The sequence below is a fragment of the Fulverythrobacter ferritrahens genome (assembly GCF_020539485.1).
GTDB lineage: Bacteria > Pseudomonadota > Alphaproteobacteria > Sphingomonadales > Sphingomonadaceae > Andeanibacterium > Andeanibacterium ferritrahens.
Genome location: NZ_JACDXU010000001.1, coordinates 1,598,860 through 1,620,141 on the forward strand (window position 1 = coordinate 1,598,860; position 21,282 = coordinate 1,620,141).

17 protein-coding genes are annotated in these 21,282 nt (G+C 63.3%); 8 read left to right on the top strand and 9 right to left on the bottom strand.

What is annotated here, in order from left to right:
* Window positions 1-4 precede the first annotated feature (4 nt).
* Window positions 5-835 (bottom strand): inositol monophosphatase family protein, encoded by an 831-nt coding sequence (locus tag H0274_RS07620; RefSeq protein WP_226794470.1) that lies wholly within the window; start codon window positions 833-835, stop codon window positions 5-7.
* Between the two features lie 5 nt (window positions 836-840).
* Complete coding sequence (locus tag H0274_RS07625) at window positions 841-1,665, bottom strand: aldolase/citrate lyase family protein (RefSeq protein ID WP_226794314.1); 825 nt, start codon at window positions 1,663-1,665, stop codon at window positions 841-843.
* 139 nt (window positions 1,666-1,804) lie between these two features.
* Between H0274_RS07625 and H0274_RS07630 the strand changes: the two genes are divergently transcribed.
* From H0274_RS07630 to H0274_RS07655, 6 genes are all read left to right on the top strand, one after another.
* Window positions 1,805-2,485 (top strand): M23 family metallopeptidase, encoded by a 681-nt coding sequence (locus H0274_RS07630; RefSeq protein WP_226794315.1) that lies wholly within the window; start codon window positions 1,805-1,807, stop codon window positions 2,483-2,485.
* The gene (locus tag H0274_RS07635; RefSeq protein WP_226794316.1) at window positions 2,482-2,985 is read left to right on the top strand and encodes an RNA polymerase sigma factor; all 504 of its coding nucleotides are present in this window, start codon (window positions 2,482-2,484) and stop codon (window positions 2,983-2,985) included. The genes H0274_RS07630 and H0274_RS07635 overlap by 4 nt, the downstream gene beginning before the upstream one ends.
* Before the next feature lie 121 nt (window positions 2,986-3,106).
* Complete coding sequence (locus tag H0274_RS07640) at window positions 3,107-3,823, top strand: energy transducer TonB (RefSeq protein ID WP_226794317.1); 717 nt, start codon at window positions 3,107-3,109, stop codon at window positions 3,821-3,823.
* A gap of 192 nt (window positions 3,824-4,015) precedes the next feature.
* The gene (locus H0274_RS07645) at window positions 4,016-6,358 is read left to right on the top strand and encodes a TonB-dependent receptor (protein ID WP_226794318.1); all 2,343 of its coding nucleotides are present in this window, start codon (window positions 4,016-4,018) and stop codon (window positions 6,356-6,358) included.
* 128 nt (window positions 6,359-6,486) lie between these two features.
* Window positions 6,487-7,167, top strand: coding sequence for a Fe2+-dependent dioxygenase (locus H0274_RS07650; protein ID WP_226794319.1), 681 nt, complete (start codon window positions 6,487-6,489; stop codon window positions 7,165-7,167).
* Window positions 7,164-8,285, top strand: a complete 1,122-nt coding sequence (locus tag H0274_RS07655) for an alpha-hydroxy acid oxidase (protein ID WP_226794320.1) — start codon at window positions 7,164-7,166, stop codon at window positions 8,283-8,285. The genes H0274_RS07650 and H0274_RS07655 overlap by 4 nt, the downstream gene beginning before the upstream one ends.
* On the opposite strand, the gene H0274_RS07660 is transcribed toward H0274_RS07655, so the two are convergent.
* From H0274_RS07660 to H0274_RS07680, 5 genes are read right to left on the bottom strand one after another with little or no spacing between them, the layout of a single operon-like run.
* The gene (locus H0274_RS07660) at window positions 8,279-9,619 is read right to left on the bottom strand and encodes a sulfite reductase subunit alpha (protein ID WP_226794321.1); all 1,341 of its coding nucleotides are present in this window, start codon (window positions 9,617-9,619) and stop codon (window positions 8,279-8,281) included. The genes H0274_RS07655 and H0274_RS07660 overlap by 7 nt on opposite strands.
* Window positions 9,616-10,617 carry an FAD:protein FMN transferase gene (locus H0274_RS07665; protein WP_226794322.1) on the bottom strand — a complete coding sequence of 334 codons (1,002 nt, stop codon included), beginning with the start codon at window positions 10,615-10,617 and terminating at the stop codon, window positions 9,616-9,618. The genes H0274_RS07660 and H0274_RS07665 overlap by 4 nt, the downstream gene beginning before the upstream one ends.
* A 27-nt stretch (window positions 10,618-10,644) precedes the next feature.
* Window positions 10,645-11,538, bottom strand: a complete 894-nt coding sequence (locus tag H0274_RS07670) for a DUF4198 domain-containing protein (RefSeq protein ID WP_226794324.1) — start codon at window positions 11,536-11,538, stop codon at window positions 10,645-10,647.
* A 16-nt stretch (window positions 11,539-11,554) separates the two neighbouring features.
* Window positions 11,555-12,064, bottom strand: a complete 510-nt coding sequence (locus H0274_RS07675) for a DUF2271 domain-containing protein (RefSeq protein ID WP_226794325.1) — start codon at window positions 12,062-12,064, stop codon at window positions 11,555-11,557.
* Between the two features lie 5 nt (window positions 12,065-12,069).
* The gene (locus H0274_RS07680) at window positions 12,070-12,696 is read right to left on the bottom strand and encodes a PepSY-associated TM helix domain-containing protein (RefSeq protein WP_226794471.1); all 627 of its coding nucleotides are present in this window, start codon (window positions 12,694-12,696) and stop codon (window positions 12,070-12,072) included.
* A 272-nt stretch (window positions 12,697-12,968) separates the two neighbouring features.
* Here H0274_RS07680 and H0274_RS07685 point away from each other — a divergent pair, with 272 nt between their 5' ends.
* Complete coding sequence (locus tag H0274_RS07685; RefSeq protein WP_226794326.1) at window positions 12,969-15,917, top strand: TonB-dependent receptor domain-containing protein; 2,949 nt, start codon at window positions 12,969-12,971, stop codon at window positions 15,915-15,917.
* A gap of 3 nt (window positions 15,918-15,920) precedes the next feature.
* Window positions 15,921-17,924, top strand: coding sequence for a S9 family peptidase (locus H0274_RS07690; protein ID WP_226794328.1), 2,004 nt, complete (start codon window positions 15,921-15,923; stop codon window positions 17,922-17,924).
* Here H0274_RS07690 and cobA read toward each other — a convergent pair.
* Window positions 17,860-18,681, bottom strand: coding sequence for a uroporphyrinogen-III C-methyltransferase (gene cobA / locus H0274_RS07695; RefSeq protein ID WP_226794330.1), 822 nt, complete (start codon window positions 18,679-18,681; stop codon window positions 17,860-17,862). The two genes, H0274_RS07690 and cobA, sit on opposite strands and share 65 nt — an antisense overlap.
* On the bottom strand, window positions 18,678-21,281 hold the full coding sequence (locus H0274_RS07700) for a nitrate reductase (protein ID WP_226794331.1): 2,604 nt from the start codon (window positions 21,279-21,281) through the stop codon (window positions 18,678-18,680). The genes cobA and H0274_RS07700 overlap by 4 nt, the downstream gene beginning before the upstream one ends.
* Between the last annotated feature and the right edge of the window lies 1 nt (window position 21,282).

A 21,282-nucleotide genomic window follows, 5' to 3' on the forward strand; every position in this document is an offset into this window, starting at 1 on the left:
AAACTCATCGGATCAGTTCTTCCATATTCGCGAGGCGCGCTTCGGCGCCGAGGAGCACTTCAGCCCCGAATTCCCACAAGTGATGGCTGCTGGCGGCGAGAATTCCCGTGCCGCTGCCGCCGACGCGATAGGGGGAGCGATCCCAATGCGTGACCCGCCCGCCCGCCTCGTTCACAAACAGCGCCCCGGCCGCGTGATCCCAAGGAAGCGAACGCTGGAACAGGGCCAGATCGTTCTCGCCCAGCACCAGTCGGGGATAGCTTTCCGCCGCGCAGCGCGGGATGGGGACACGTTCGAAATGCCGGGAAGCGTGAGCATGAACATGCTCTCGCCGGTGGGGATCGAGAAACTGAGTGCCCAGAGCGGCGACCGGCCTGCGGGCACCCGGTGAATGAGCCCTGATGCGCTGCTCATCGATAAAGGCGCCCTGCCCCGCTGCGGCAAAGCACATGCGGCCAGTGACGACATCGAGCATCCAGCCCATCTGCGGCGCGCCATTTTCCACCAGCGCCACCATTACCCCGAAGGGAGCCCGGCCGGCGGCGAAATTGGCGGTGCCGTCCAGCGGATCGACTAGCCAGACCAGCCCTTGCCCGACGCCGGAAAGCAGCCCCGGATCGGCGGAAACCGCCTCTTCACCCACGATACGCGCGCCGGGGCAAAGATTCGCCAGCCCTTCCGCCAGCAGCCTTTCGGCTTCCAGATCGGCGCTGGTCACCACTTCACCGGGGCTCTTTTCAGTCACGTCACCCCCCGCCAGCCGCTGGAAGCGGGGAATGATCGCGCGCTGGGCAACCGCCTCCATCAACAGGCCGACTTCGCGGTGGAGCGACATGGCGATCACGCAGCCAGGCTCTTGACCGGGGCAGTCGCATCTTCACCCAGCAGGGCGCCACTACGCTCGCGGATCATGCGGATGCGGGTCAGATCTTCGTCAGCGATGGCGCCATAATAATCGCGCTTGTTTTCCAGCCAGGCGAGTTCGAAACGCACGGCATTGGCAAGGCCATCGGCAAAGCGAGCGGATTCCGCTGCCCCGCCATCGAACACCACCTTGCGGGTTTCGAAGCGGTCGAGCCGGATCTTGCGGAATTCACGCAGGGCCTCGATCGCGTCGGCCGAAACGCCGCCGCCCACGACCAGTTCCAGATCATTGTCGCGGCAGGCCTGCGCCGCCATCAGCACCGCATCGCTGATCTGGCGCGAATTGATGTCCTTGCGCGACAGATCCCTGGAAAGGGTGAAATCGACCCGGCCGAACACCACACCGTCGAGGTTGCGGCGTGCAATGGGGATCATCGCATCGAGATTGCCCAGAGTGGTGGCTGTTTCCAGATTGAACAGGAACTTGGCGTTCGCTGCATCCTCGCCCCAGGTCTTGGCGCGGGCATCCACGAATTTGGAGAGCGCATAAGGCGTCTCTACCATCGGGGCGATGATGTAATCCGCCCCGTAAAGACGCGCTGCCAGCAGATCGGATACGGCCTCGCAGCCGCCGATCTTCAACGCTACGGCCAGATCAGCACGATGCGCCAGTTCCAGCAGGCGGAGCAGTTCATCCGGGCGGGTACCTTCCGCTTCGAACTCCGCCTTCACGGCGACGACGCCATATTCGTTGCGGCCCTTCTTGAGCATGTCGAGCATCGCACGTTCGGTGGTATTCATTGGCAGGCTCCAAAGATGAAATACGACTGTCTGAACCCGAAGACGGAGAGCGAGACGGGATTCCTCAAAGGAAAAATCGACCGGACAATTTTTTCAGGCAGAGCCAAGGCAAGCGGCGATTGTCTCCGTTATGTAGAAGATGTCCCTTCGCCTTCTGGCTCCCTCCGCGATCGCGCTGGCGCTGATTTTCCAGCCAATCCCGGCACTTGCGGGTGAAACCGGCCCAGCGGGTGAGTTGCCCGCCGGCAATGCCTTCCGCTCCCGAATGATGGATTGGTCGGCCCATCCCCCGGAACCCGAGGAAGACAGACAAGCGCCCTCCATGAAGCGCGTGCCCGCCCCCCACACGCTGCCGCGCCTCAGTTCCCATTACGGCTACCGCACCGATCCCATCGAGGGCGGCCGGCGGCTCCATGGCGGAATCGACATCCCCGGCCCCATCGGATCGGCCGTCTATGCCGCAGCCGCCGGGCGCGTCAGCTTTGCCGGATGGCGGGGCGGATATGGCGAGATGGTGGAGATCGAACACGGCAACGGGCTGGCCACCCGCTACGCCCACCTCTCCCATAGCCTCGTTCGTCCGGGCATGAGAGTAGAACAAGGCGAACGGATCGCGCTGATGGGCGCCACCGGGCGGGCAACCGGCAGCCATCTCCATTTCGAAGTTCGCAGCGACGGCCGGGCGCTGGACCCGCTCGGCTTCCTGACCGGCGGCTATCGCCAGATATTGCCGGATGCAGCGCCCCTAAAACCGCTTGAGCGGCATATCTCCCCCTTCGCCCGCGCAAAGGCAGCAGAGACAGCAGAGGTAAGCCCGTGAACCCGAGCAGCCTGCAGGCGGTGGCAATCAATGAGCGGTCCCGCCTGCTGCGTTTTCTTGCGGCGCGCGGTGCGGGGGAAGACGCGGAAGACCTGTTTCAGGAATTGTGGCAGCGCGCCGGGAAGCCACCCGTCCAGCCGCTGGCAGACCCGCTTTCCTATCTGTTCCGCGCCGCCGATAATCTGATGTGCGATATGCGCCGATCCCAGATCAGCCGCGCACGGCGCCAGTTCGATTGGCATGAGGCGGCATTCTCACAAAATGAAGACACTCTGAGCGAACGGGCCCTCATAGCGCGCGAGAGGCTGGAGGCGGTGGAGAGAGTTCTGGACAAGCTCGGCCCGCGCGTCAGCCAGGCGTTTCGCCGTTATCGACTGGAAGAGCAGAGTCAGGCCGCGATTGCCCGCGATCTGGGAGTAAGCCTGAGTTCGGTCGAAAAGGATCTCCAGAAGGCCTATCGAGCGCTGGCCGAGTTGAAGCGCCGGTTCGACAGCGAATAGGGCCGCCCGCAAGGCTACCTACCGCGAATTCGCCACTTGACTCATATCAATGAGATGTGGACGAGGCTGCGCCATACGCTTATGCGAATGCCTCGCAATAGCTGCTTCTGGAACGCCGGAAATGAACGCGCCCTTCAAGCCGGAAATCGTGATGGAAAGGCGGACGGCCTATGCCGCTGCCTATGAGCCGTCCCGTGGCGGCAAGCCGGTTGCCATGCTGGCCTCGGTTGCGTTCACCGGACTGCTGGTTTCCTCGCTGTTCATGCTGAACGTGAATGCTCAAAAAGAGGAGCGGACCAGTATTGCGGTGGTGGAGTTGAACACTCTGCCCGAAAAGCAGCCTGAGGACCGCAAGGAAAAGCCTGCGCCGGAAGAAGCAGCACTGATCCAACCGCAGATGATCGCACCTGTGCCGCCGGTCGATGCTCCGGCCCCAGTGGTGCCCATGCCTGCCTTGGCCATGGCCAATCCGGCTCCGGTCACGGTTGCTCCGCCAGCGCCCCCGGCCCCGCCCGCCCAACCGGCTGCGCGCGCCGTCGCCCCTGCCGGACCGGCAGATGGCGGCGACCTTTCGGGAAATCTTATCTCCGCGAAGCCACCTTCCTACCCGGTCGAATCCCGTCGCAAGCGGGAACAAGGAACTGTCGTGCTGGCTGTTCTTCTATCCACCTTGGGGGATGTCGCGGAAATATCCGTGGCGCGCAGCAGCGGATATGACCGGCTGGACAGGGCAGCGCTCTCCGCCGTCAAAAAATGGCACTGGGCGCCGTTCAAGCGGGATGGCGCGCCCGTAATGGTCAAGGGCCAGGTGACCATTCCCTTCATACTGACGAACTGATCCGCGCTCCCTGCCGGGGCCTCCCCAGGAATTGGGGATTTCCGCCAGATCGGCGAGCCAATCTCCTGCCTGCAAAGCCTCTTTCTATGCCGCAGAGAAAAATCACTACTGCAAATCATTCCTAATTGACGTTGCAAACGATTCGCAATAGCAGCGCAGCAAATCACGTCTCAACAGGGAAAAGGGAACCTCATGACCAAGCCCACCTCGCGCGCCGCCAAGACTCACGCGTTTCTCGCACTGTCCTGTGTCGGCTCGGTGCTCGCGCCGCAGGCCGCCTATGCGCAGGACTCGACTGCAGCCCAGGAAGAGCCGCGCGCGCTGGGCGGCGTTACCGTCAGCGATAGCGCAATCGTCGAAGAACCCGGTCGCAGGCAGGAGAGCCCCAAGGCCACTCGTCCGGTGCGCGATACCCCGCAGACCGTCACTATCCTGACCAATGAAGTGATCGAACAGCAGAACCTGCTGACCCTGCGCGATATGTTGTCCACCGTTCCGGGCATCACCTTCGGCGCAGGGGAGGGCGGCGGCGGTTATGGCGACAGCATCAACCTGCGCGGCTATTCCGCCAATACGGACATCACGACCGACGGCGTGCGCGACAGTGCCCAATATAGCCGCACCGATCCGTTCAACATGGAACAGATCGAAGTGACCAATGGCGCCAATTCGGCAACGGCCGGCTCAGGCTCGGTCGGCGGTTCGATCAACCTCGTCACCAAGCGCCCCAAGGCCGATACCGAATATAACGCGACCATGGGCGTCGGCACGGAGGATTACCTGCGCGGCACGGCGGACATCAATGTCCGCGCCAATGATCTGATCGCCTTCCGCCTCAACGCCATGGCCCACCGCAATGACGTTCCCGGCCGCGATTACGAGGAATATAGCCGTTGGGGCGTGGCCCCCTCCGTCACCATCGGGATGGAGAAGGACACCAGGCTGACGCTGCAATATTTCCATCAGGAAGATACCAACACACCGCAATATGGCCTGCCCTATTACAACAATGGGGTGACAGATGGGATGCTGCCGGGAGTGGATCGCGCTTCCTATTACGGCAATCGCAATGTCGACACGCAGGAGAGCAATGTCGACCAAGCGACCATGATCTTCGAGCATGATTTCAGCGACACGCTGAAGATCCGCAACCTGACCCGCTGGCAGGATGTGACGCAGCTGACCATGGTCAGCCCGCCGCAGGGCACCTGGTGCCTTGCCAACGGCAAGCTGCCCACCGGCGCGGCCTGCCCGGCAACGACACCCGCAGGCTATTACCTCGCGGGCGGCCCGCGCGGAAACACTCGCGATTCCCACAACCAGCTGGCCTTCAACCAGACCGACCTTTCGGCCACCTTCAACACTGGCGGAATCGAGCACACGCTCGTCTTCGGCGGCGCAGTGAGCTGGGAGAAGTACGAACTGCTGACCGGCAATTGGGCGCGCAATGCCGATGGCAGCGCGGTTTCGACCGCACAGCTGATCAACATCGCCAACCCCGACGAGATCGTCCCGGGCCCGGCAGGCTACGCCAATGCCTATGGCAGCAATTACTGGACTGGCCCTGTCAACTTCATCCCCACGGCCAAGCAGAATGGCGAGCTTGAAAACTACGCCGTCTATCTGTTCGACACGATGAAGCTGTCCGATCAATTCGAGATCAATGGCGGCATCCGTTACGAGCACAACAAGGGCTGGTATCGCGCCGACACGATCGCCGGGGCGACGGCTTCCAGCGCCGGCACCACGACGCTCGGCACCAAGTTCGAGAACGAGGATGACCTGTTCTCCTACCGCATCGGCCTGGTCTACAAGCCAATCGAGACGGTCAGCCTTTATGTCGCCTATGGCAATTCGAAGACCCCGTCCAAAACCTCGGTCAACGGATCTTGCACGGCTGCGACCTGCAACGTGAAGCCGGAAAGCGCCCTCAATTACGAGATCGGCGCCAAGGCTGAACTGTTCGACGGCGGGCTGCTGCTTTCCGCTGCCGCGTTCCGCAACGAACGCGATCAGTATAAGGTCGCCTCCGCCGATCCTGCCATTCCTGACCAGCCGCTCGATGGCCGCTCGCGCGTGAACGGCATTGCCCTCAGCGCCTCGGGCCATATCACTCCAGCCTGGGCGGTCACCGCGAACTACACCTATCTGGACAGCAAGGTGATCCGCAGCATCGCACTTAACTCGCCGGTCGGCACGCTGGACCCGCAGGCAGGCAATCCGCTGACCAACACGCCGGAACATTCGGGCAGCCTGTTCACCACCTATGCCCTGCCCTTCGGCCTGACCATCGGTTATGGCCTGACCTACCAGGGCGGCTTCTATCTGAACAACAACGCCGCGACACTGTTCAAGACGGAGGATTATCTCATCCATAATGCCTTCCTGGCCTATGATGTGGCGAAGGGCGTGAACCTGCAGCTCAATGTGAAGAACTTCACGGACGAGCTTTATTTCACTCGTGTTCGCAACAATGGCTGGGCAACTCCGGGTGACGGCCGTTCCGCCATCCTGACGGCGAACTTCAACTTCTGATGCATCTCCTCGGTCCGGGGCAGTTGCCAGCCCTGCCCCGGACCACCCCTTTGCCGCCCCGCAAGGTGGCAAGTGCGATGCGCCTCGGCTAAGACCGGGGCCTCACCCGTTTCGGTAAGGACTCCTTCGTGCTCCTGCAAATCCCAGCTCTCTTCTCGCCCGATGAAGTCCGCGAAATCCGCGCGCTGCTGGAAAGCGCCGAATGGGTGGACGGGCGCGTGACGGCCGGGCACCGGGCAGTCAGCGTGAAGGACAATCTGCAACTGCCGCTGGATCACCCAGTTGCCCGCCAACTGGGGGAGCGTATTCTGGAACGGCTTTCCATAACCCCGCTGTTCATCGCCGCAGCCCTGCCGCTGCGCATCCTGCCGCCCCGCTTCAACCGCTATGAAGGCGGGGGCACCTATGGCAACCATGTGGACAATGCCGTCTTCCCCATCCCCGGAACGCCTGTGCGGGTGCGGACCGATGTTTCGACCACGATCTTCTTCAGCGATCCCGATGAATATGAAGGCGGCGAACTGGTGGTGGAGGACACTTTCGGAGAAAAGCGCGTCAAACTGCCTGCCGGAGACGCGATCGTCTATCCCGGAAGCAGCTTGCACCGTGTAACGCCTGTAACATCGGGCACCCGCTTTGCCTCTTTCTTCTGGACGCAGAGCCTTATCCGGGACGACCGCCAGCGGTGCATGCTGTTCGAACTGGACAGCGCGATCCAGCAGCTTTGCGCGGATCACCCTGACCACCCCTCGATCGACGGTTTCACCAATACCTATCACAACCTGATGCGTGGCTGGTCGGAGACATGAGCGAGCCGCTTCCTCCACTAACAGCGATCCCCCCCGGGCTATCCAGCCTCTCCGCCTATGAAGCGCGCGCCGCCGCACACATGGCCGCCGATGCCTGGGCTTACCTCCAGGAAGGCACGGGCGACGACATTACAATGGCCGAAAACCGAGGCGCCTTCGACCGGTCGCGCCTGCTGCCTCGTATCCTTGCCGATCTCCGGGGTGGAAACACCACGCTGGACCTGTTTGGCCGCCGACATGCATCCCCGATCCTGCTCGGCCCAGTTGCCTATCACCGGCTGGTCCACCCAGAAGGGGAACTGGCCACAATACGCGCCGCGACTGCATTGGGCACGGGAATGGTGATAAGCACGCTTTCCAGCTTCACCATTGAGGAGATCGCCGGGGCGGCTGGAGCCGCAGCGCGCGAATTGGGCATGCTGGTGCCGCCGATGTGGTTCCAGCTCTACCTGCAGGAAGACCGGAATTTCTCGGCCGAACTGGTCCAGCGCGCGGAAGCCGCCGGCTATGAAGCGGTAATGCTGACCGTAGATGCCTCCATCAAGCGCGCCACGCTGACCCTGCCTCCCGGCGTGGAGGCAGCCAATTTGCGCGGCATGCCGCGCCGCCGCCAGACTGCGGATGCAGGCGGACGGATTCTCTTCGGCACTCCTCTGGCCGATATGGCCCCCCGCTGGGGGGATCTGGAATGGCTGCGATCTCAGACATCCCTGCCCCTGCTTGTCAAAGGCGTGATGGCTGCGCCCGATGCCTTGCAGGCCCTGTCCATGGGTGTGGACGGACTGGTAATCTCCAACCACGGGGGGCGCGTTCTGGATGGAATGCCCAGCGCACTGGAGGTGCTGCCCGCCATTGTCGAAGCGACCGGGGGCGAGGCGCCCTTACTGCTGGATGGCGGCGTGAGGCGCGGCACGGATGTGGCAAAAGCGCTGGCTCTCGGCGCTTCCGCCGTGCTGCTTGGCCGCCCGCAGATTCATGGGCTCGCCGTCGCCGGGCTGGCCGGGGTTGCCCACATGCTCCATCTGCTGCGGGCCGAGCTGGAACTCACGATGGCGCAACTGGGTTGCGCTGCTCTCGCCGATCTCGGGCCGGACCGGCTGTTCCTGCCGCCTCAGTAGATGTCCCGGCTGTAGCGCCCCTGCACCAGCATCTCGTTCACTTCCGCCTCGCCCAAAACCTCCCGCAGGGCGGCATCGACACCTTCTCCCATGGCAACGCTGCCGCACAGCAGGATTGCAGCATCGCCTGACACCCAGACCCGCAGCATGTCAGCCACGCGCCGCACTTCATCCTGAACGTAGAGCCCTTCCTCGGCGCGCGAAAAGGCAAGGTCCAGACGGGCCAGATGGCCTGATCTCTGCCAGCCTTCAAGCTCTGCGGCAAAGGGCCGGTCATGCAGCGGATCGCGTTCCCCATAAATCAGCCAGTTGCTTGTGCCCGGCTCGCGCGCCTTGAGATGCGCCCGCAGGGATGAAATGCCGGTTCCATTGCCGATAAGCACAAGCGGCACCCGGGATGCCGGCGTGTGGAAGCGAGGATTGGAGCGAATGCGCAGCGCCACGCCCGCACCGATTTCCGCTGTCTCGCACAGGAAGCCGGAACCCAGCCCGCTGCGGCCCTGCTCGTCGCGGAACAGGCGCACGACCAGCCCCAATTCGCCTTCCTGCGGGACTGTGGAGAGAGAATAATCGCGGTGTGGCAACGGGGGTTTGGGCAGGAAGGCTTCTTCCGCGGAGCCAGGATAGACTTCTGCGATATCACCCGCAGCCCAGCCGGGCATCTCGCCCTCGCAGGTCAGCGTGATGCGATACATCGGCCCACCAGCACTCCCGGGATTGAGCAATTCGCGGCCAGCCAGCACCCAGCGCCGATAACGGGGGGATTCCCAGTCCGGCAGGGCGGCGGAAGCGCCGAACAATCGCAAATTCTGCTGCCAGTGGCGCAAGGCCCCGGCATCACCCTGATCGACCTCCACCAGATCCGCCACCGGAACCGCTCCCGCATCATGCAAAAGCCGGTCCAGGGCGTGGCCGAAGGCGCAGAAATGCCGGTAATGCGTGTCGCCCAGCGCCAGAACGGCATAGTGCAGGCCCGAAAGGTCCGGCTTTGCCGCATGAAAACGCGCGAGGAAGCCTGCCGCATCGTCGGGAGCATCGCCCTCACCGGTCGTCGCCGCGATCAGCAGCGCCTCCCCCGCCTGCACCAGCATCACCGGCGTAACCGCCGCAAGCGACCGCAGTGCCACCGACCGACCGGAAACCTCCAACGCCTCCGCAGTTGCCTTTGCCAGGCCCGCTGCCGTCCCGGTCTGGCTGGCATAGATCACCAGCACCGCGCCGGGAGCGACAGGAGCCGCCTGGTGCAGGCGATGCCGCCATAGCGTCCCGCCCACCAGCGCAAGCCAGCCAAGGCAGGCCAGGCCTGCCAGCAGAAGGCGCATGCCCTCGCTCACGATTCCGCCATCATCCGTGCGTAGGAGGAAAGCGTGCGCTGCCAGCCCTGCCCATCCCTCTCCGTGACTATGGCCGCGACCTGCGCCCGCTCCGCCAATGCCATGCCTGCCTCACGGCCAAGGACCATTATCGCGGTGGCCAGCGCATCGGCGATCATGCATTCGGAATGAAGCACCGTGACGGCAGCTGGAGCATCGACAAGCGGCGCGCCGCTGCGCGGATCGATGGAATGGGCCATGCGTCGGCCGTCCATATCCACATAGCGGCGATAATCGCCCGATGTGGCAATCGCCAGATCCAGCAAGCCTACGCGGATCGGGGCCAGTTCCGCCCCGGGTGGCAATTCCAGTTCCACCCACCACGGAAAGGCATCCGGCTTCAGGCCGCGTGCGATCAATTCGCCGCCGAGTTCGAACAGGAAGGACCGATACCCAGCCTGCTCCAGCGCACGGGCCACGCGATCCAGCGCATGCCCCTTGGCGATACCCGAAAAGTCGAGCTGTAACCCACCAGGCTGGCACGCACGCCGGTTCACTTCATCCAGCTCGATTTTCTCCCAGCCGGATTGCGCCCGCGCCTGTTCGAGCTCTTCCGGCAAGGGCGGGAAGTGTTTCACGGCTACCGGGCCAAAACCCCATAGATCCACCACGGCGCCCAAAGTGGGATCGAAAGCCCCGCCAGTCGCACGCGCCATGGCCAGCCCTGCGCGCAGGACATGAAAGAAGCCCAGCGATAATTCACGCCAGCTTCCCGCTTCGGCCCGGTTGAAGCGGGAAATCTCGGATTCCGGCTCCCACTGGCTCATTTCCCGGATTACCGCGCCGAGCTCGGCTTCTATCAGCGCCTCCAGCGCCTGCGGGTCCGCATCGCCGGACAAATCCAGCGACCAATGCGTGCCCATGGAGGCACCCGACAGGGCATGCCGCCCCTCCCCGGCGGAACGCACCAGCCGGCCCGGTTCCACTGCGGGCGGCAACAGGACCAGCGTTTCGTTCACATCCGGCTCCGGACGGCGCCCTTCAGGTCAGGGGGCCATCACCTCTACATTGGCGGTATATTGGAAGCGGCGACCGGTGATGCCCGGGCGGGGCGAGGTTTCGTCGCTGAACGAGGCGTGGACCCAATAGAGGCCTGCCGCCGGCCAGTCCAAACTCGCCTCGCCATTGGCATCGGTGGTGGCGGTAATCGTACCCTGTTCGTCGCGGAAGCGGCGGCCATCGGGCGTTGCCTCAACCTCGATACCGGCGGCCGGCTTTCCATCGACCAGAAAACGGAAAGTCGCCGGCTCTCCCGCAATCAGATCCGCCGGATGCGTCACCGGCTCCAGTTCCAGACCACTGCCGGAAAGACGGATTTCGCTCGGCATGCCCAGCGTGACGAACACGAAATTGCGATTGCTGGTAAGCGTCAGCTTCACATCCGTCGCGCCTTCGGGAGGGGAGAAATCCGCCCCGCCGGGAACCACCACGGGTCCGCTAGGCGTGGGTCCGCTCGGCCGCGCAGCGCCGCCCGGAGCAGCACCGGGGCCGCCCTGCGCTCCGGGAGGCGGGCCGCCACGGCCGCCCACGCGATATTCCTGCCCGTCGAGTTTGTAGCTCCCCGTCACCCCTGCGCTTTCGGTGCCGATACGCCAGGTGCCCTGCTGGGTCAGATGCAGATCGAAGGTGCTGCGCAACTGGCCGGTCGATCCATTCTCGATCCGGGCCTCGCTGCCATCGGGCGCGATTGCCTTGATCATGTTCAGCCCCATCGGGCGGTGATCGGCATTGTAGACATCGGTGGAGGCGGCAACGTCGAACGTCACCCAGCCGCTCTCTCCAGCCACCGTCGTGGTTGAAGGCTTGATCCAGACATTATGCGCCTGAAGCGGAGCGGCGATCAGGAATGCCGCGGCGGCGAGAAGTATCTTGCGGTTCATGGCTATCTCTCCGAATTCAGGGCTTGATTACGGCCTTGACCGCGCCGAGTTCGGTGCGGCCGCTGGCAGAGGCAGTCGCGCTCTTGCCGTTCCAGTTGAAAGGCAAGGTCACCTGTTCGCGCCCGCCTTCCTCGCGGGCAGCTTCCACCACCAGCGCATAGTTGCCAGGCTTAAGAGCGCCGACATCGAGCCGGACCTTCTGCACGCCCGGCGCGCGGGTTGCTCCCGTCACGGCATCGGCGGGCTTGGCAGCGTTACGGCCGCCTTTGCGCCACCAGGTCCGCAGGTCGCGCAGCCACTTGGTTCCGGCATTTTCGCGATTGTCGTAGTCATACCACACCGCAAGAGTACGGATATTGGGCTGACCAACCTGCTCCAGCCAGATCGCTACATAAGGCCGGTGATATTCGGCAACCTTGAGCTGCGGAATGGCGACCGTCAGTTCGACGGTGCCCGCAGCGGCAGGAGCCGAAAGGCCTGCGGCAGCGGCGCCGGTGAAGATGATACGATAGGCAATCGGGGACATGTCTCTCACCTGTGTACGAAAAGGAGCATGAGGATCAGCGGCAGCAGCAGGCCGAAGCCCACCACTGGCCAGGTGGACGGCCGCGTGCGAGCATGAAGCTGCAGCAAGACTAGGCCGGTGATGGAGAAAACCAGGCAGGCAACGGCGAAAATGTCGATGAACCAGGACCAGGCAAGGCCGGTATGGCGGCCCTTGTGGAGATCGTTGAAATAGGAAATCCAGCCATGATCGACCGTTTCGTAACGGGCCTCGCCCGTTTCGCGGTCGATCGTCAGCGTTGCATCCCCACCGGGGCGCGGCATGGGCACGAACACTTCATATTCGGACCATTCGGCCACCACATCCGCCAGCGAGATTTCCAGCTTCTGTTCCAGCCAGTGCCGCGCGCTGGGCGGAAGCGGCCGCTTCGCCCCTTCTTCCACCGGGCGCTGCAGGGCCTGAAGCGGGGCGCCGTTCATCGTGACGGCCTGCTCCCGAGTGACGGGCTCCCCGGCAATATCGCCCGCATGGTTGAGCGTTATCCCGGTGATGGCGAACAACAGCATCCCGGCAAGACACAGGCCTGAGCTGATCCAGTGCCAGCGATGCACCTGACGCAGCCAGAAACCGCGACTGCGGCTGGCGGCAAGCATCTGGCTGGATGGATCAGAATCAGTACGGGTCACCGCGCTCGATTATCGCTATCGCAAATCACTCGCAAGAATAATCGTCTGATAGAACTGGGAAAGCGCTCCCGACACAAAGCGCGAGGGCGAAGGGCGGACAGATCACTGTGAGAATGCCCAATTGCCCAAGCCGCTTGGCAGTTGACTAATATCGGGTGCAACTACATGCTCCCGTCATTGGCCGCGCTCCTTGGGGCTGGAGTCTTCTTGGGCCTGCGGTTCAGAAGGGGGATTGCGAAATGAAACCCGTGCTGCTCCGCGCGGCGCTGCTGGCCAGTGCCTGCCTTTCCGTTCCAGCAATAGCCCAGGAGGCAGCACCACCCCTCGCTCCGCCCCAGATGGCGGGCGATACCTCGGATGAGGCGGAGGACCAGGGCAATACGATCATCGTGACCGGCACCCGCGTCGCTCGATCTGAACTGGATTTCGCCAATCCAGTGGCGACTATCACTGCCGATGCCATCACGGAATCCGGGCGCACCAATCTTGCGGACCTGCTCGTCCAGAGCCCCGCCCTTATTGGATCGGTGACCGGCAATCTCACCGCTGGGTCCAATCCGGATTTCGGCGAGTCCGGGCTCGACCTGCTCAATCTGCGCAATCTTGGTACGGACCGCACGCTGGTGCTGGTGGACGGGCGGCGCCATGTGGCCGCGCTTTCCGGGTCTGCCGCAGTGGACATCAATGCAATCCCGACCGACCTTGTCGAGGCGGTGGACGTTCTCACCGGCGGCGCGTCAGCCATCTATGGCGCGGATGGCGTGTCCGGCGTGGTCAATTTCCGGCTGAAACACGATTTCGAGGGCATCACCGCACGCGGCCAGATCGGCACTTCGAAATATGGCGATGGAGACAATGTCTTCGGTGCCATTACCGTGGGGCAGAACTTCTCCGAAGGGCGCGGCAATATCGCCGTCGCTTATGAATACAGCAAGGATCAGCGGGTTTCCGATCAGGCCCGCCCCTTCTTGCGCAATCCGGTGGCGGGCGGGCTGTTCCGCAATCAGGCAGACCTCCTGGACGACCCCAACGTGCCTGACCTGATCTACTACAATGACGTACGCTATGCCGATAGCGCCCCCATGGGCGCGGTGGATGTCGATTTTGACTATGCCGCCGATTACGAGGGCAACGGCAAGCGATATGATCGCGGCTTCGTGCTGGAGGAATCCGGCGGCTATACTCAGGGCGGATCGAGCACGCCCATCGATGGCTATCAGGGCGATCTGTTCCCCGGGCTCGAACGGCATCTGGTGAATGCCCTGGCCCAATATGAATTCAGCGATGCCCTGACCCTGTTCGCGGAAGGCAAATATGTCCGCACCCGTTCGGAAACGCTCGCCCAGCCGACCTATGATTTCTATCTCTTCATCACTCCCGAAAATCCCTTCATGCCGCAATCCATCCGCGATGCGATCGTGCCCGGCGCGGCGGCTGAATGGTTCGAGGATCCGGACACGCCCGACGGCGTGCTGGTAACCCGCGACAATTACGATCTGGGCATCAATACGGAGCAGGTCACCCGCGAGACCTGGCGCGCAGTTGTGGGGGCCAAGGGCCGGATCAGCCCGCATGCGACCTACGAAATCTCCTATGTTTATGGCGAAACCAGCGGGCGCATCCTGTCTCGCGGAAACCGGCTGGAAGCCCAGTGGCTTGCGGCGGTCGACGCGGTTGAAGATCCTGTCACGCACAAGCCGGTTTGCCGTTCCAGCCTCGATCCCGAAGCGTCGGCCGAGCTGAAGGGCTGCGTACCCTACAACATCTTCGGCTATGGCGTGCGCGATCAGGCAGCGGTGGACTTCGTCACAACGGACAGCCTCAGCCGTTCCAAGGTGACGCAGCATGTCGTCTCAGGCTCTGTCTCGGGCGATACCGGCGCATTCCTGAACCTGCCCGGCGGGCCGGCGGGTTTCGCCTTCGGCGCGGAATATCGCAAGGAAAGCAGCAGCTTCGATCCAGATCCGCTCATCGCCGATGGGCTCACCTGGCAGGGGGCCGTACAGGCCGAAAGGGGCAGTTTCGACGTGAAGGAACTGTTCGGGGAGATCAACCTGCCGCTGCTGGAACGCAAGCCACTGGCGCATCTGCTCTCACTGGGTTCCGCATTCCGCTATTCCGATTACAGCACGATCGGCAGCACCACGACCTGGAAGGTCGATAGCGTCTATGCGCCGATCCCCGACATCTCCTTCCGCGCGACCTATTCGCAAGCAGTACGCGCGCCTAATATCGGGGAATTGTTCGGCCCGGGCAGCACGGCGTTCAACTTCATCGTGGACCCATGCGATACGCAAGAAACCAATAATGGCACCAGCTATCGCGCGGCCAATTGCGCAGCGCTGTTGAACGGATTGGGGGTCGATCCCTCCACCTTCAGCCCCTCCAGCACCCCGCAGGCCAGCCTCTATACGGAAGGGACCGCCAGCGGGAATCCGGATCTACAGGAAGAAACTGCCAAAACGTGGACCGCAGGCGTGGTGCTGCGTCCCACTTTCATGCCGGGCTTCAGCCTTTCCGCCGACTGGTATGACATCAAGATAGAAAATGCGATCAACACGGCGGAAGCTCAGGATCTGGCGCAGCTCTGCGTGGACCAGCCGACTATAGACAACCAGTTCTGCGGCGGGATTACCCGCGATCCGGCCACGGGATACATTGTTGGCTTCACTGTGAAACCGGCCAATGTCGCGCAATTCCGTACGGCGGGGCTGGATCTGGCGGTGCGCTATCACCTTCCCACCGTTGCACTTGGCACCATCGACCTGTCGCTGACCGGCAATTATCTCGACTGGCTGGAATTCGTCTCAAGCCCCGGAGCCACGGTGGATTCCGACAAGGGCGAGATCTACGCGCCCGAATATTCTGCCACCTTCGATCTCACCTGGACGCTGGAACCGGTCACGATCAATTACGGCATCAACTGGTTCAGCAAGACGGATCGCTTCACCTCCGAAGTGCTGGCGGGCGATCCGGATTATGCCGATCCTCGCTATTTCAGGATCAAGGCGAAATGGGAGCATGATTTCCAGATCAGCTACAATTTCGCCGATCGCGTGGACCTCTATGCCGGGATGCAGAACATCTTCGATGCGAAGCCGGACTTCGAATATAGTTCCTACCCGGTCTCAGGCATGGGGCGGTATCTCTATGCCGGGATTTCCATGAAGCTGGGGCCGGTGTTCTGATCGATGAAACTGATGTTTCCGCTGGGCCTGGCGCTGGCCCTGCTCACATCCTCGTTTTCAACTACAGGCCTTTGGGCTGCCGGACCTGTACCTGTTACGCTGCAGGATTATTATAACCTTGCCGATGTCGCGGGGCCCGCCTTCTCCCCAGACAGCGAGCGGATTGCCTATTCCGTCACCAGAAGCGACCAGGAGCGGGACCAGCAGACCAGCGATCTGTGGGTAGTACCGTGGCAGGGAGGTGAACCACGCCAGCTGACGAAGACGCCCGACAGCAGCGAATGGCAGCCCCGTTTCGGCCTGGACGGCAAGGCACTGTTCTTCCTGAGCGACACGGCTGGGCCTGATGGCGAGGAAGATGTTCAGCTATGGTCCATGCCCGGCAAAGGCCGCAAGGCACGACGGATCACCGCCATTCCCGGCGGGATCAGCGATTACACACTCTCGCCTGACGGAACCCGCGCTGTAGTGGTGGCCGAACAGGGGCGCAATGTCGACCGCAAGACCGGCACCCAGCCGCCGATTGAAGTGGATCGCTTCTTCTTCAAATATGACGGGCGCGGCTATCTGGACGATCGCACACAGCAGCTTTTTCTGGTCGATCTGGCGAGCGGAAAGGCGCGCGCCATCACCACCGGCGCGCGCGATCACTGGCATCCGGCATGGTCGCCCGATGGCAGCCTGATCGCCTATGTTGCCAAGGATCATGCCGATGACCGGACACTGAATTACGAGATCTACGTCATCTCCCCCGACGGCGGCGAGCCAAGGAAAATCAGCACTTTCCCCGGCGCGGACAATGATCCGGACTGGGGATCGGGCCCCTCATGGTCACCGGATTCCCGGAAGCTCGTCTGGCTGCAGGGGGGCGAGGACACGTGGATCTATTATGGCTCGGTTCAGCTGGCCGTGGGCGATCTGACTACTGGCGAAGTCACTCATCCGGCCTGGATCGACCGGTGGTTCTATTCCCCTCGCTGGAGCCCTGACGGGCAGATTCTCTCGCTGATCGAGCAGGACCGCGATACCTTGCTGGCACGGATCGATCCTGCCAGCGGAAAGATCGATTATCTCACGCAGGGCAGCCGTTTCGGCTATGATTTCGCGGTGGCGCCCAATGGCAGGATCGCCCTGCTGGACAGCACCAGCGAGCGCCCGGCCGAACTGGTGTCCATTGGGACAGAGCGTGTGCTTACAGAGCACAACAAATGGCTGAGTGAACGCAAGTTGGGCGAAACGCGCGACATTTCCTTCACGAGCGGGAATACCGAGATTCACGGCTTCATGATCCTGCCCCCGGATTACGATCCGGCCCGGACGTATCCCGTGATCGTGGATCTGCATGGCGGACCGGTCTATCAGCACAGCCATGAATTCGACATCGATGCCCGGCTGCTGAATGCGGCAGGCTATGTCGTGCTGAAAATCAATCCGCGCGGCTCATCCGGACGTGGCTTCGACTTTTCCCGGGCGATCTATGCCGATTGGGGCAATCTGGACGTTCAGGACATCAGCGCCGGCATCACCTATGCGATAGATCAGGGAATTGCCGATCCCGAACGCATCGGGGTGGGGGGATGGTCCTATGGCGGCATCCTGACCGATTACATGATCGCCAGCGACAAGCGGATCGGGGCGGCGGTGTCCGGAGCGGGTGTGGCCAATGTGCTCGCGACCTTCGGGGTCGATATGTATGCCCGCGAATATATGCTGGAACTCGGCGCCCCATGGGAGAATTTCGAGACCTGGCGCAAGCTGGCCTACCCCTTCCTGGAATCCGGCCGGATCACTGCCCCCACTCTGTTCCAATGCGCGGGCGAGGATGACAATGTGCCCTGCGCGGGGGCTCAGCAGATGTATCTGGCATTGAAGGCCCATGGCGTGCCAACCCGGCTGATCGTCTATCCGGGCGAGAACCATGGCCTGTCCGTGCCGAGCTATCTCATCCACCGGATGCGCAGCGATATAGACTGGTACGATCGCTGGCTGAAACCGGCAAAGCCCTGAGGTTGGCGAGGGCAGGTTTGGCTAGCACCTCTGGCTTCAGCGCCGCGCCCACAAGGATCAGAGCCGGGCCATCGCCCAGCCCAGCCCGCGCGGCCAGCGGCAGCAGATCCAGCCGGGTCATGATGTTGCGCCCTTCAGGCAGGCTGGCGCTTTCCGCCAATGCGACGGGCGTATCGCCCGGCAGGCCCGCTGCCATTAGTCCAGCCGAGACATCCGAGGCGGCTGCCTTTCCCATATAGATGGCCAGTGTCGCCTGAGGATCGGCCAGCGCGCGCCAGTCCAGATCGGGCTCCTGCCCTGCGCGAACATGGGCCGTTACGAAAGTAAGACGGCGAGCCATGCCCCGTAGCGTAAGTGAAACCCCCAGATCGGCCGCTGCCGCGCTGGCGGCTGTTACGCCGGGGCAGATGCGCACGGCGACGCCATGGGCCCGGCAGGCCGCCATCTCCTCCGCAGCGCGGGCGAAGATCGCCGGATCGCCGCCCTTCAGGCGGACCACTCGCTTCCCGGAAAGCGCCGCTTCCACGATCAGCGCGTCGATTGCCTTCTGGTCCTTCGAATGGCGGCCGGACCGTTTGCCCACGCTCACCAGCCGGGTGCGGCGAGGCGCCAAATGGAGTATGCCCTGCCCCACAAGCGCATCGTGGAAAATCACGTCAGCCGCGCGGATCAGGCGCTCCGCCTTGCGGGTCAGCAAGTCCGGATCGCCTGGACCTGCCCCGACCAGCCAGACCATGCCGGGTTCAAAGTCATTCATTGCGCGGCCTCCTTCAATGCGGCCCGAGCCTCTTCCAGCAGGCGGGCAATCGCCGGGCGGCACGATCCACAATTCGTCCCCGCGGCAGTGCATCGGCCTACTTCCGTCACATCGCCCGCCCCACGGGAGATCGCCGCCAGCACCTGCTGTTCTCCAACATCGTGACAGATGCAGACCAGCGGGCCGAGGTCAGGCAGGGGTACGGCGGGGCGGCCAGCGAGCAGCTCCGCAATTTGTGCCCCGGCCCTGCCCAACTGCTCCGCCAGCCATTCCCGAGGCGGCAACTCCCCATTGCGAGCGACGAACAGAGCCGCCAGCAGCGTGCCATCCCGGTCCAGCACCACATGGCGCTCCATTCCCCGCCCGGCGTCGGCCACGTGGCCATATCGCCCCTGCGGCAGGAGGTCGACGATTTTGGCCGTGCCCTCTCCGGCCTCCCCCGCCAGTTCTGCAAGCCAGCCGCCCCGCAGACGCGAGCGGACCCAATAGGCCGCATCGCAAGGCAGCGGATCGCGCGAGATGAGGAAGGCCCGCCATGCCGGCTGCACAGGCTCCACACGGGCAGGCGTATCCTTGAAGCCCGGCTGGCCTGAGATGGGATCGTGCAGGGCCTGCGCCAGCCGCCCGGTGCGTCCTGCGCTGCCCATAATGTCAGTCCAGTGCATCGGCACGAAAATCTGCCCCGGCTGCTGCCCCTCGGTGACTGCAACACGATAGATGGCCTGCCCATGGGGCGTGACGATCCGCGCCAGTTTGCCGCCTGTGAGCCCGTGGCGCGCCGCATCGGCGGGATGGATTTCCAGCAGCGGTTCGCGCCTATGCTGGGACAAGGTCGCGCTCAGCCCCGTGCGAGTCATGGTGTGCCATTGATCGCGATAGCGGCCGGTATTGAGGCGCAGCGGCCAGTGGCGGTCCGGCGCCCGCTCCGCCACCGGAGCCACCTCAATCAGCCGCGCCTTGCCGTCCGGCGTGGGGAAACCCTCCGCAAAGGGATGGCGCCCGCCCCACTGGAATGGCTCCATCGCGTCATACTGCCGGGGCTCGCAATCGGCCCACTCGGTCAGGTCCAGCAGCTTGCCATGTTTTCCGGCCAGCGCCGTCATCGCGGCATATTCTCCGAAGATCGCGGCCGGATTGTCGAAGGCGAAGGCATGGCCATGGCCAAGCCGGGCGGCAACGTCGCAAATGATCCGCCAATCGGCCCTTGCCGCTCCCGGCGGGGGGAATATCGGGCGCTGGCGGCTGATCCGCCTCTCCGAATTGGTGACCGTGCCGTCCTTCTCGCCCCAGGCGAGGGCGGGCAGGCGGATATGGGCAAAGCGGCCGGTATCCGTATCGGCCATCGCATCGGAGACGACAACGGTGGGGCACCGCACCAGCGCCTCCCGCACGAAGGTGGCATCGGGCATGGATACAGCCGGATTGGTGGCCATCACCCACAGGAACCTGATCCGCCCTTCATGCACTGCGCGGAACAGGTCCACCGCCTTCAGGCCCGGCACCGCGCAAAGGTTCGGCGCCTGCCAGAAATCCGCGACATCGGCCCGCTCGCCCTCCGAAAAGCCCAGATGGCAGGCCAGCATATTGGCCAGCCCACCCACTTCGCGCCCGCCCATGGCATTGGGCTGGCCCGTGATGCTGAACGGCCCAGCGCCTGTGCGATTGATACGCCCCATCGCGAGATGGAGATTTACGATGGCATTGCCCTTGTCCGTTCCGCCAATGGACTGGTTCGCCCCTTGGCTGAACAGTGTGACCATCCGGGGATGCGCGGCCACCAGATCGGCCAGTTGGGCGAAGGCTGACGGGGAAATGCCACCGACTTCCCCCTCTTGCCCGGCAGAGCAGAGCAGATTGTTCCAGAAGCCTTCCGGCACATCGCAATTCCGGGCGAGAAAAGTCTCATCCAGCTGGCCTCGCCTGCGCATTTCCAGCAGGAGAGCGTTGAACAGGGCCGTATCCCCATCGGGAGCGAGCGCGATGTGCAGATCCGCTCGTTCGGCGGTTTCCGTGCGGCGCGGATCGATCACGACCAACTTAGTGCCACGTTGCTGCCGCGCCTTTTCGATGCGCTGCCAGATCACCGGATGACACCACGCCGTATTCGATCCCACGAGCAGGATCAGATCGGCCTCGTCCAGATCCTCATAGGAACAGGGCACCACATCTTCGCCGAAGGCGCGATTATGGGCCGCCACGGCGCTGGCCATGCAAAGCCGCGAATTCGTGTCGATATTGGCGCTGCCAATGAAGCCCTTCATCAGCTTGTTGGCGACGTAATAATCCTCGGTCAGCAGCTGGCCCGAAACGTAGAAAGCGACGCTATCCGGTCCGTATTCCTCAGTCGCGGCCTTCATGCGCCCGGCCACTTCGCCAAGCGCGCGATCCCAGGACACACGCCGATCCCCGATCATCGGATGGAGCAGGCGCCCCTCCAGCCCCACGGTTTCGCCCAGATGGGTTCCCTTGGAACAGAGCGAACCGCGATTGGCCGGATGATCCGTATCGCCCGCGATTGTCACGGCCCTCCCCTCTCCCGGCCTGGCGGCGATACCGCAGCCCACGCCGCAATAGGGGCAAGTGGTGCGGATCGGAGCCATC